General features: G+C 68.1%; 7 protein-coding genes. 1 reads left to right on the top strand and 6 read right to left on the bottom strand.

Features of this window, described 5'->3' with window-relative positions; genetic code table 11:
- Positions 1-162 precede the first annotated feature (162 nt).
- The gene (locus AC0VYN_RS03030) at positions 163-1,140 is read left to right on the top strand and encodes a M48 family metalloprotease (RefSeq protein WP_475534666.1); all 978 of its coding nucleotides are present in this window, start codon (positions 163-165) and stop codon (positions 1,138-1,140) included.
- A 76-nt stretch (positions 1,141-1,216) separates the two neighbouring features.
- Here the strand turns inward: AC0VYN_RS03030 and AC0VYN_RS03025 are convergent, their stop codons facing one another.
- The 6 genes from AC0VYN_RS03025 to AC0VYN_RS03000 form a co-directional block, all read right to left on the bottom strand.
- Positions 1,217-5,116, bottom strand: a complete 3,900-nt coding sequence (locus tag AC0VYN_RS03025) for a DNA-directed RNA polymerase subunit beta' (protein ID WP_475534665.1) — start codon at positions 5,114-5,116, stop codon at positions 1,217-1,219.
- Positions 5,117-5,213: 97 nt separating this feature from the next.
- Positions 5,214-8,699 carry a DNA-directed RNA polymerase subunit beta gene (gene rpoB, locus AC0VYN_RS03020; protein ID WP_475534664.1) on the bottom strand — a complete coding sequence of 1,162 codons (3,486 nt, stop codon included), beginning with the start codon at positions 8,697-8,699 and terminating at the stop codon, positions 5,214-5,216.
- 578 nt (positions 8,700-9,277) lie between these two features.
- Positions 9,278-9,661: a 50S ribosomal protein L7/L12 gene (gene rplL, locus AC0VYN_RS03015; protein ID WP_161166427.1), complete on the bottom strand. Its 384-nt coding sequence runs from the start codon at positions 9,659-9,661 to the stop codon at positions 9,278-9,280.
- 114 nt (positions 9,662-9,775) lie between these two features.
- Positions 9,776-10,306 carry a 50S ribosomal protein L10 gene (gene rplJ, locus AC0VYN_RS03010; protein WP_385471529.1) on the bottom strand — a complete coding sequence of 177 codons (531 nt, stop codon included), beginning with the start codon at positions 10,304-10,306 and terminating at the stop codon, positions 9,776-9,778.
- A gap of 300 nt (positions 10,307-10,606) precedes the next feature.
- On the bottom strand, positions 10,607-11,458 hold the full coding sequence (locus AC0VYN_RS03005) for an SCO4651 family lipoprotein (protein WP_475534663.1): 852 nt from the start codon (positions 11,456-11,458) through the stop codon (positions 10,607-10,609).
- Positions 11,459-11,552: 94 nt separating this feature from the next.
- Positions 11,553-12,332, bottom strand: coding sequence for an SCO4651 family lipoprotein (locus tag AC0VYN_RS03000; protein WP_475534662.1), 780 nt, complete (start codon positions 12,330-12,332; stop codon positions 11,553-11,555).
- Between the last annotated feature and the right edge of the window lie 88 nt (positions 12,333-12,420).

Below are 12,420 nucleotides of genomic sequence, written 5' to 3'. Positions count from 1 at the left end.
TACGCGCCACCACCGCCCCGCCCCTCGGCCCCGGCCGGCCACCCGTACCCGACATCCCCGTACCAGGCGCCCCAGTCCCCCGCCCCGCAGTACCCGGCGCCGGGCGGGCTCCCCCACCCGGCGCCCGGGGCCGCGCCCGCGCAGCCGGGTCCCGTGCCCTTCATGCCGCACCCGGTGACCGCCCCCGACGACCTCGACTACCGCCACCAGGGATCCCGCGTCCACGTGGCCGCGCGTCAGCGGGGCGCCGACGCCACCGCCGTCGGACAGCTCGCGACCCAGATCCCGGGGTTCCTGGTGAGCCTCGTCGTGGTCGCGGTGTTCTCCCTCACGGCGTTCGGTCCGGTCCTGGGAACGGTGCTCCTGCTGGCCTGGCTGGCCTCCGGCGCCCTCGTCTTCCACCGGCCCACCGAACTGCTCTTCGCCCGGCGGGTGCTCAAACTGCGCGCCCCGCTCGCCGAGGAGAGGGCCCGCCTGGAACCGGTCTGGCGCGAGGTCACCGCCCGCGCCGGCATCGAGGGCGACACCTACGAGCTGATGATCCAGAACAGCACCGACCTGAACGCGAGCGCCGCCGCCGGCCACGTCGTCGGTGTCACCACCTATGCCCTCAACCGGATCCCGAGCAGCAACCTCGCCGCGGTGCTCGCCCACGAGCTCGGCCACCACACCGGCGGTCACGCCTGGGCCGGTCTGCTCGGGTACTGGTACTCGCTGCCCGGCCGGATCGCCTGGGCCGTCGCCCGCGGGTTCGCCCGGGCCGCGCTCGCCGTCTCCCGCGTGTTCTCGGTGGCGGCGACCGGGGCCCTGTACCTCTTCCTGGGGGCCGTCCTGGTCACCGGCTTCCTGATGGCCTGGTACCTCACCGTCCCCCTCGTGGCGGCGCCGTACCTGCTCGCCTACGCCGGCCGCCAGGGCGAGCTGCGCGCCGACCGGGCCGCGGCCTCCCTCGGCTTCGCCCCGCAGCTCACCGAGGTCCTGCACCACTTCCAGGCCGAGGAGGACGCCGCGAAGACCTTCGCCGCGGCCCACGGCAAGCGGCTGAAGCAGCCCTCCGGGCTCGCCAGGCTGCTCTCCTCGCATCCGGACAACCACACCCGCATGCGCGCCCTGGAACCCCACCTCCGGCGCGCGCTCTGACGCCCGCGTCCGGACACGCCGAAGGGCGGCCACCCCGCACGGGGTGACCGCCCTTCGGTCGTATCAAGCTGCTCGCTTACTGGTTGTACGGACCGTAGTCGTAGTCCTCCAGCGGAACGGCCTGGCCGGAGCCCGTGCCGAACGGCGAGTAGTCGATGTCGTCGTAGCCGACGGCCGAGTACATCGCGGCCTTGGCCTCCTCGGTCGGCTCGACCCGGATGTTGCGGTAGCGGGACAGACCCGTACCGGCCGGGATGAGCTTACCGATGATGACGTTCTCCTTGAGGCCGATGAGGCTGTCGGACTTGGCGTTGATCGCCGCGTCCGTCAGGACTCGGGTCGTCTCCTGGAAGGAGGCGGCCGACAGCCAGGATTCCGTCGCCAGCGAGGCCTTGGTGATACCCATCAGCTGCGGACGACCGGAGGCCGGGTGACCGCCCTCCTGGACCACACGACGGTTCTCGGTCTCGAACTTCGACCGCTCGACCAGCTCGCCGGGCAGCAGCTCGGCGTCGCCGGACTCGATGATCGTCACGCGGCGAAGCATCTGCCGGATGATGATCTCGATGTGCTTGTCGTGGATCGACACGCCCTGCGAGTTGTAGACCTTCTGGACCTCGCCGACCAGGTGGACCTGGACGGCACGCTGACCCAGGATGCGCAGCACGTCGTGCGGGTTGGTGGCACCCACGGTGAGCTTCTGGCCCACCTCGACGTGGTCGCCCTCGCCCACGAGCAGACGGGCACGCTTCGAGATCGGGTAGGCCGTCTCGTCGCTGCCGTCGTCCGGGGTGACGACGAGCTTCTTGGTCTTCTCGGTCTCCTCGATCCGCACGCGGCCGGAGGCCTCGGAGATCGGGGCGACACCCTTCGGGGTACGGGCCTCGAAGAGCTCGACGACACGGGGCAGACCCTGGGTGATGTCGTCACCGGCCACACCACCGGTGTGGAAGGTACGCATCGTCAGCTGGGTACCGGGCTCACCGATGGACTGGGCGGCGATGATGCCGACCGCCTCACCGATGTCGACCAGCTTACCGGTGGCCAGGGAGCGGCCGTAGCACATGGCGCAGGTGCCGACCTGGGACTCGCAGGTCAGGATCGAGCGGGTCTTGACCTCCTCGACACCGTGGCGCACCAGCTGGTCGATGAGCACGTCACCGAGGTCGACGTTGGCCGGCGCGATCACCTTGCCGTCGATGACGACGTCCTCGGCGAGCATGCGGGCGTACACGCTGGTCTCGACGTCCTCGGCCTTGCGCAGCACGCCGTCCTCGCCGCGCTCGGCGATCCGCAGCTTCAGACCGCGCTCGGTGCCGCAGTCCTCCTCGCGGATGATGACGTCCTGGGAGACGTCGACCAGACGACGGGTGAGGTAACCCGAGTCGGCGGTACGCAGAGCGGTGTCCGCCAGACCCTTACGGGCACCGTGCGTGGAGATGAAGTACTCCAGCACGGACAGGCCCTCACGGAACGACGCCTTGATCGGACGCGGGATCGTCTCGTTCTTCGCGTTCGACACCAGACCACGCATACCGGCGATCTGACGCATCTGCATCATGTTGCCTCGTGCACCCGAGTTCACCATCATGAAGATCGGGTTGGTCTTCGGGAAGTTGTCGTTCATCGCCTCGGCGACCTCGTTGGTCGCCTTGGTCCAGATCGCGATGAGCTCCTGCGTGCGCTCGTCCTTGGTGATCAGACCGCGCTCGTACTGCTTCTGGACCTTCTCGTCCTGCGCCTCGTAGCCCTTGACGATCTCCTTCTTCGCCTCGGGAACGACGACGTCGGAGATGGCCACGGTGACGCCGGAACGGGTCGCCCAGAAGAAGCCGGCCGCCTTCAGGTTGTCGAGCGTCGCCGCCACGATGACCTTCGGGTAGCGCTCGGCGAGGTCGTTGACGATCTCGGAGAGCTGCTTCTTGCCGACCTCGTAGTCGACGAAGGGGTAGTCCTCGGGCAGCAGCTCGTTGAAGAGCGCGCGGCCCAGCGTGGTCTTCAGGGTGAAGGTGTCACCCTGCTGCCACTCCGGCTCACCCTCCTCGCGGGCCGGGGGCTGCCAGCCGCGGGGCGGGATGGTGCCCACCGGGAAACGGATGTCGACCTTCGACTGGAGCGACAGGTCGCCCGCGTCGAACGCCATGATCGCCTCGGCGGCGGAACCGAACGCACGGCCCTCGCCCTTGAGGTCGCGGCCCTCGCCGTCGGTGGTGAGGAAGAACAGACCGAGGACCATGTCCTGGGTCGGCATCGTCACCGGACGGCCGTCGGCCGGCTTGAGGATGTTGTTCGAGGACAGCATCAGGATGCGGGCCTCGGCCTGCGCCTCCGCGGAGAGCGGCAGGTGGACGGCCATCTGGTCACCGTCGAAGTCCGCGTTGAACGCGGTGCAGACGAGCGGGTGGATCTGGATGGCCTTGCCCTCGACCAGCTGCGGCTCGAAGGCCTGGATGCCGAGGCGGTGCAGCGTGGGCGCACGGTTCAGCAGAACCGGGTGCTCCGCGATGACCTCTTCCAGCACGTCGTACACGACCGTGCGGCCGCGCTCGACCATGCGCTTGGCGCTCTTGATGTTCTGCGCGTGGTTCAGGTCGACCAGACGCTTCATCACGAACGGCTTGAAGAGCTCCAGCGCCATGGCCTTGGGCAGACCGCACTGGTGCAGCTTCAGCTGCGGGCCGACGACGATGACGGAACGCGCCGAGTAGTCGACTCGCTTGCCGAGCAGGTTCTGACGGAAGCGGCCCTGCTTGCCCTTGAGCATGTCGGACAGCGACTTCAGCGGACGGTTGCCGGGGCCCGTGACCGGGCGGCCGCGGCGGCCGTTGTCGAAGAGCGCGTCGACGGCCTCCTGGAGCATGCGCTTCTCGTTGTTCACGATGATCTCGGGCGCACCGAGGTCGAGAAGCCGCTTCAGGCGGTTGTTGCGGTTGATGACACGGCGGTACAGGTCGTTCAGGTCGGAGGTCGCGAAGCGGCCGCCGTCCAGCTGCACCATCGGACGCAGGTCCGGCGGGATGACCGGCACGCAGTCGAGCACCATGCCCTTGGGGCTGTTGCTGGTCTGCAGGAACGCGGAGACGACCTTCAGGCGCTTGAGCGCACGGGTCTTCTTCTGGCCCTTGCCGGTGCGGATGATCTCGCGGAGGCGCTCGGCCTCCTCGTTGAGGTCGAAGGACTCCAGGCGCTTCTGCAGCGCCGCGGCACCCATCGAGCCGTCGAAGTACGTGCCGAAGCGGTCACGCAGCTCGCGGTAGAGCAGCTCGTCGCCCTCGAGGTCCTGGACCTTGAGGTTCTTGAACCGGTTCCACACCTCGTCGAGGCGGTCGATCTCGCGCTGCGCACGGTCGCGCAGCTGCTTCATCTCACGCTCGGCACCCTCGCGCACCTTGCGGCGCACGTCGGCCTTGGCGCCCTCGGCCTCCAGCTCGGCCAGGTCGGTCTCGAGCTTCTTGGCGCGGGCCTCGAGGTCGGAGTCGCGGCGGTTCTCGATCTGCTGACGCTCGACGGAGACGTGGGCCTCCAGCGACGGCAGGTCGCGGGTGCGGCGCTCCTCGTCCACGAACGTGATCATGTACGCGGCGAAGTAGATGACCTTCTCGAGGTCCTTCGGCGCCAGGTCCAGCAGGTAGCCCAGGCGCGACGGGACGCCCTTGAAGTACCAGATGTGGGTGACGGGGGCGGCGAGCTCGATGTGGCCCATCCGCTCACGGCGCACCTTGGCGCGCGTGACCTCGACGCCACAGCGCTCACAGATGATGCCCTTGAAGCGGACGCGCTTGTACTTGCCGCAGTAGCACTCCCAGTCCCGGGTCGGACCGAAGATCTTCTCGCAGAAGAGTCCGTCCTTTTCGGGCTTGAGGGTGCGGTAGTTGATGGTCTCGGGCTTCTTGACCTCGCCGTGGCTCCACTGACGGATGTCGTCAGCGGTGGCCAGACCGATCCGGAGCTCGTCGAAGAAGTTGACGTCGAGCACTATGCGTCAATCCCTCTCAGGGTTGTAAGTCTTGGGGTCTGATACGGGGGTCCTGGGGCCGGCGGGCCTTGATCGCTCAAGGCCCGCCGGACTCCCGTCAGACCTCTTCGACGCTGCTCGGCTCGCGCCGGGACAGGTCGATGCCGAGCTCCTCCGCAGCGCGGAAGACGTCCTCGTCGGTGTCGCGCATCTCGATGGACATGCCGTCCGAGGACAGCACCTCCACGTTGAGGCACAGGGACTGCATCTCCTTGATGAGCACCTTGAAGGACTCGGGGATGCCGGGCTCAGGGATGTTCTCGCCCTTGACGATGGCCTCGTAGACCTTCACGCGGCCGGTGACGTCGTCGGACTTGATAGTCAGCAGCTCCTGGAGGGCGTAAGCGGCGCCGTACGCCTCCAGCGCCCACACCTCCATCTCACCGAAGCGCTGGCCACCGAACTGGGCCTTACCACCCAGCGGCTGCTGGGTGATCATCGAGTACGGACCGGTCGAGCGGGCGTGCAGCTTGTCGTCGACCAGGTGGTGCAGCTTGAGGATGTACATGTAACCGACCGAGATCGGCTCCGGGAACGGCTCACCGCTGCGGCCGTCGTACAGCCGCGCCTTGCCGGACGGGAGCACCATGCGCTCGCCGTCGCGGTTCGGGATGGTGTGCTGCAGCAGACCCGCCAGCTCGTCCTCGCGCGCACCGTCGAACACCGGGGTGGCGACGTTGGTGCCGGGCTCGACCTGGTCGGCGCCGATGACCTGCAGGCGCTGGGCCCACTCCTCCGCGAGGCCGGAGACGTCCCAGCCGCGGCTGGCGAGCCAGCCGAGGTGGATCTCCAGGACCTGTCCCGGGTTCATTCGGGACGGGACACCGAGCGGGTTGAGGATGATGTCGACCGGGGTGCCGTCCTCCAGGAACGGCATGTCCTCGATCGGCAGGATCTTCGAGATGACGCCCTTGTTGCCGTGACGGCCGGCGAGCTTGTCACCGTCGGTGATCTTGCGCTTCTGCGCGACGTAGACGCGCACCAGCTGGTTGACACCGGGGGGAAGCTCGTCGCCCTCCTCGCGGTCGAAGACGCGGACGCCGATGACCTTGCCGATCTCGCCGTGCGGGACCTTCAGCGAGGTGTCGCGGACCTCACGGGCCTTCTCACCGAAGATCGCGCGCAGCAGGCGCTCCTCGGGCGTCAGCTCGGTCTCGCCCTTGGGCGTGACCTTGCCGACGAGGATGTCGCCGGCGACGACGTCGGCACCGATGCGGATGATGCCGCGCTCGTCGAGGTCGGCGAGGACCTCCTCGGAGACGTTCGGGATGTCCCGGGTGATCTCCTCGGGGCCGAGCTTGGTGTCACGGGCGTCGACCTCGTGCTCCTCGATGTGGATCGAGGAGAGGACGTCGTCCTGCACGAGGCGCTGCGACAGGATGATCGCGTCCTCGTAGTTGTGACCCTCCCACGGCATGAAGGCGACCAGCAGGTTCTTGCCGAGCGCCATCTCGCCGTTCTCGGTGGCCGGACCGTCGGCCAGGACCTGGCCCTCGATGATCCGGTCGCCCTCGCTGACGATGACCTTCTGGTTGACCGAGGTTCCCTGGTTGGACCGGGAGAACTTGGCCAGGCGGTACGTGATGTACGTGCCGTCGTCGTTGGTGGTGGTGATGTAGTCCGCGGAGACCTCCTGGACCACACCCGCCTTCTCGGCCTTGACCACGTCGCCGGCGTCGACCGCGGAGCGGTACTCCATGCCGGTGCCGACGAGCGGCGACTCGCTCTTGATGAGCGGCACGGCCTGACGCATCATGTTCGCGCCCATGAGGGCACGGTTGGCGTCGTCGTGCTCGAGGAACGGGATCATGGCCGTCGCGACCGACACCATCTGGCGCGGCGAGACGTCCATGTAGTCGACGTCGTCCCCGGGGACGTAGTCGACCTCGCCGCCACGGCGGCGGACCAGCACGCGGTTCTCGGCGAAGTGGAACTCGTCGGTCAGCGGCGCGTTGGCCTGCGCGATGACGAAGCGGTCCTCCTCGTCGGCGGTCAGGTAGTCGACCTCGTCGGTGACCTGGCCGTCGACGACCTTGCGGTACGGCGTCTCGATGAAGCCGAACGGGTTGATCCGGCCGTACGAGGCGAGCGAGCCGATCAGACCGATGTTCGGGCCTTCCGGCGTCTCGATCGGGCACATGCGGCCGTAGTGCGACGGGTGCACGTCGCGGACCTCGAAGCCGGCCCGCTCACGGGAGAGACCACCCGGGCCGAGCGCGTTGAGACGACGCTTGTGCGTCAGACCCGACAGCGGGTTGTTCTGGTCCATGAACTGGGACAGCTGGCTGGTGCCGAAGAACTCCTTGATGGAGGCGACGACCGGCCGGATGTTGATCAGGGTCTGCGGCGTGATCGCCTCGACGTCCTGGGTCGTCATGCGCTCGCGCACGACGCGCTCCATACGGGCGAGACCCGTACGGACCTGGTTCTGGATCAGCTCGCCGACGTTGCGGATGCGGCGGTTGCCGAAGTGGTCGATGTCGTCGGTCTCGACGATGATCGACCGGCCCGACTCGCCGACCGTCTCGGTCTCACCGGCGTGCAGCTTCACCAGGTACTTGATGGTGGCGATGACGTCGTCGGTGGTGAGCACGCCGGCGTCCAGCGGCTCGTCCGCGCCGAGCTTCTTGTTCACCTTGTAGCGGCCGACCTTCGCGAGGTCGTAGCGCTTCGGGTTGAAGTAGAGGTTCTCGAGCAGCGTCTGCGCGGCCTCACGGGTCGGCGGCTCGCCCGGACGCAGCTTGCGGTAGATGTCGAGCAGCGCGTCGTCCTGGCCCTGGGTGTGGTCCTTCTCCAGGGTGGCGCGCATGGACTCGTACTCGCCGAACTCCTCGAGGATCTGCTCGGTGGTCCAGCCGAGGGCCTTGAGGAGGACGGTCACGGACTGCTTGCGCTTGCGGTCGATGCGCACACCGACCATGTCGCGCTTGTCGATCTCCATCTCCAGCCAGGCACCCCGGGACGGGATGATCTTCGCGGAGAAGATGTCCTTGTCGGAGGTCTTGTCGATGGAGGAGTCGAAGTAGACACCCGGCGAGCGGACCAGCTGCGACACCACGACACGCTCGGTGCCGTTGATGACGAAGGTGCCCTTGTTCGTCATGAGCGGGAAGTCGCCCATGAAGACGGTCTGGGACTTGATCTCGCCGGTCTCGTTGTTGGTGAACTCGGCGGTGACGAAGAGCGGGGCCGCGTACGTGAAGTCGCGCTCCTTGCACTCGTCGATGCTGTTCTTGGGGGGCTCGAAGCGGTGGTCGCGGAACGTCAGCGACATCGACCCGGAGAAGTCCTCGATCGGGGAGATCTCCTCGAAGATCTCTTCCAGACCGGACTTGGTGGGGACGTCGTGACCGGACTCCAGAGCCGACTCGACGCGAGCCTTCCACGCGTCGTTGCCGAGCAGCCAGTCGAAGCTCTCGGTCTGCAGCGCGAGAAGGTTCGGAACCTCGAGGGGCTCCTTGATCTTTGCAAAGGAGATGCGCAGCGGGGCGGTGCTGGCAGCGTTGTTCGTATTCGCGGTCGAGGCATTGCGCGAGGCGGCCAAGAGGGGGTCCTTCCGAGGGCTCGGACTCACTACGCGCGTACCGGCCCCTCTTCCTCGCACGGAGACAGGGGGTGCCTGATGTGGCCTAAAGCCAGCTCAGGCGTGCTCTGGTCGTCAGTGCTCGGGCGAGGGCGGACCCCTGGTGACGGGCAGGGGGCAGCTAACAGGCAGCGCAAAGGGTCAGTGTAGCCACTTGGCACACTGATGTCCAGTGAAGGCTTCCCGAACCGTGTCCGCTCCTCGTTGTACTCACCACCTGCGGCAAGGCCTCGCCCTCAACGCACGGTGATACTGCCCTCTTCGCCGTCGATCCATGCCTCGGATTCGGATCCTGTGACGACGCGTCCTGAGAATTGCGCGCCGCGTGCGGTTCGTCAAGGCCCCCCTTGTCCAAACCGGCTGCCGTCCAGGGACTCTCAGGGTCCCGGAGACGGCACGACGAAGATCACCCTACTCTCCGCCGACGGCCGTGCAAGGCAGCCGCCGCCGGACCCCCTGAACGCCGAAGAGCGACCACCCGGATGGATGATCGCTCTTCGGTGCTTGCGCGTTACAGGCCCTGAGGGACCTGTGAGGTCTTACTTGACCTCGACCGAGGCGCCGGCGCCCTTGAGGGACTCGGCGGCCTTCTCGGCCTGCTCCTTGTTGACCTTCTCGAGGACCGGCTTCGGGGTGCCGTCGACGAGGTCCTTGGCCTCCTTCAGACCCAGGGAGGTCAGCTCACGCACGACCTTGATGACCTGGATCTTCTTGTCGCCGGCACCGGTGAGGATGACGTCGAACTCGTCCTTCTCCTCCTCGACCGGGGCGGCCGGGCCACCCTGGGCCGGGCCCGCGACGGCCACGGCGGCGGCGGCGGTGACGTCGAACTTCTCCTCGAAGGCCTTCACGAACTCGGAGAGCTCGATGAGGGTCATCTCCTCGAACTGGGCGAGCAGGTCTTCCTGGCTGAGCTTCGCCATGATGGCGGTCCTTCCACTAATTCGGCAGGTGCCGGATGTACGGGGTGAGGCGGGCGTACGTCGGGCCCGCGTCGGCCCTCGCCTCAGGCGGCGAGAGCCGGAAAGCGAGCCGAGTTACTCGGCACCGCCCTGCTCGTCCTGCTTGGCACGGAGCGCGTCCACGGTGCGGACGAGCTTCGAGGGGAGCGCCTGGAAGAGCTGAGCAGTCTGCGTCTGCTTGCCCTTGAAGGCACCCGCCAGCTTGGAGAGCAGAACCTCGCGGGACTCGAGGTCCGCAAGCTTCTTGATCTCGTCGGCGGACATCGCCTTGCCGTCAAGGACACCGCCCTTGATGACGAGATTCGGGTTGTCCTTGGCGAAGTCGCGCAGACCCTTCGCCGACTCCACCGGGTCACCGGTGACGAAGGCGACGGCCGTCGGACCAGCGAAGAGCTGGTCGTCGAGCGTGATCCCGGCCTCATTGGCCGCAATCTTGGTCAGCGTGTTCTTCACCACGGCGTACTGGGCGTTCTCACCGAGCGACCGGCGCAGCGTCTTGAGCTGCGCCACGGTGAGACCGCGGTACTCGGTCAGCACGGCGGCGTTGGAGCTGCGGAACTTGTCCGTCAGCTCGGCAACCGCGGCAGCCTTTTCGGGCGTCGCCATAGAGCCTCGGCCTCCTTCCGGGTGATTCGGACCGCGCGGACCCGAAGGAGGACTGGGGAAAACGAAACGCCCCGGCGCAGGCGCACGGGGCGTGACTCGACCGGTCATACGCGCTCGGGGCGCGGACTCCGGGAGCTCATCCACTGTCACCTGCGCGGGTCGTCCGCAGTTCAGCGGATCCTTCGGCCACCGTGCCCTCTCACGAGCACACGGCAACGACCAGCGGTCTTTGGCTTCGGTAGGAGCGTACGTGAACGGGGCAGCGGCAAGCAAATCCGCCCCTACGGCGACCGGGCGGGCTCAGCCCTCCTGGCCCTCCTGCATCATCTCGGCCAGGTCGACCGTCTCCCCCGCCGGCGGGGCGGTGACCTTCACGGGCTCGTTGAAGCCGAGGAAGGTGACGGTCATGTCCAGCGGGCCCTTGGCCGCGTCGCCCCGCATGCGGAACTGCTTGGCCTGGTCGTCGCCGTCGATCCACATGTCCATCGTGAGCTTGTCGACGCCCATCTTCTGGTACTGCTCGATGCTCTTGCGGAGCTGGTCCCGGGTCGCCTTGTCCTCGTCCCCGAGGGACTTCTCCAGGGTGTCGAGGGTGACGGTGCCCTTGTAGTGCGTGGTTTCGACGCCGTCGACGGTCTCGGTGCCGACCTTCTCCACGTCCTTGGCGCCGGTGAGGAAGGTGGACTCGGCCGCCGGGTTCTTGTCGGCCTGGGAGGCGCTGCCGAGCTGGTTGAGCTCCTTGTCGGCGCCCATCGCGGCCAGGTCGAACTTGATCCAGCTCTTGCCGTCCATCTCCTTGGCCGCCTCGGCACCCCCGTTGAGGTAGAGGGCCTTGTCGACGAGCCGGATCTCCGCGCTGGCGTCGGCCCCCTGGTCGGGCGCCTTCATCTTCATGGCCATCGCGACCACCGGCTTGAGCTGCATCTGGGCCTCGGCCTCGACGCGGCCCTCCTCGGGGGCCCGGCCGGTCAGGCGGTAGCGGAGGGAGCTGATGTCCTCCGTGTTCTTCGCCGCCTTGGCCACGGCCGCGGCCGGCGTCATCCCGGGGGACGTGTCCGCCCCCTCGTCCTTCGAACAGCCCACCGCGCCGGCGGCGAGCAGCAGTGCGGCCAGCCCGGCTCCCACGGGCACGCGCACGGAAGTCTTCGTCATGGTTCCCCCCACGGGACACAGGAAATGAACGGCCGTCACACAGCCAGGACGCGAGAGTAGCCGAGAAGGTTCGGGTGATCCCGGAATTTCCGGCTCAGGAGCCGTCGCCCGGCGGCTTCACCAGCTCCGTGAAGTCCGCCGTGTCGGCCGCCGGGGGCTTCTCGACGGGTACGTCGAAGCCGTAGTCGCTGTAGTAGGCGGTCTGGGCCAGCTGCCCCGTCTCCGCCCGTCCCCGCTCGGTCTTCTTCACCAGCAGGTCCTGCCCGTCGACCCAGATGTCCACGGTCCGCGCGCCGTCGCCGTCCACCGTGCCTGACCAGTGCGTGGTGCGCCGTCCACGGGTCGTCTCCTCGCCGACCTCATGCACGTCGTCGGAGGCGAGCAGCAGCCGCACCGCCTCGTCCGGGGCGATGTCGCGCATCCGGTCCGCGAAACCGGCGCCCGCGCCGCCTGCGAGGTTCTCCAGGTCTGCGTACGCGTACTTGATCCAGTGCCGGCCGCCCGCGCGGGCGGCGAAGGCGTCGCCCATCCTCGCGTAGTAGGCGTCGGGCAGGTAGCGGGCCTCCATGGAGGTGGTGCCGAGCCGGCGCATGGCCGCGGCGGTCGTCCCCCCGGTGTACGTGATCGTCAGGGTGCCGGTGAGGCCGTCGCCCCAGCCGAGGGCGCCGGAGGACTTCAGGGACAGCTCGTCGCCCACGACGGTCGTGGACTCGACCCACGCCGAGCCGGCCCGGCCGGTGGCGCGCTCCACGGCCCGCAGCGGCTCCGCCGCCGGACCCGGCCGGCCGTCGGAGGGGATGCACGCGGTCACGCACGCCAGTACCGCCGTCGACGCGATCGAGAAGGCCGTACGGCCCACCCTCGTGCTCGTCATGTCCCACCCCTGCCGCGTCACCTGCCCGCACGCTAGCCCAGGCTTCCCGCTCCCGTACCGGAAAACCCGCGTCCGGAAACGGGGACGG

The sequence above is a fragment of the Streptomyces sp. 63XJN7_1_ISO-PGPR-S23-121 genome, from assembly GCF_056173025.1.
The sequence above is the reverse complement of the archived record's forward strand: the minus strand, read 5'-3'. Positions and strand labels throughout refer to the sequence as shown.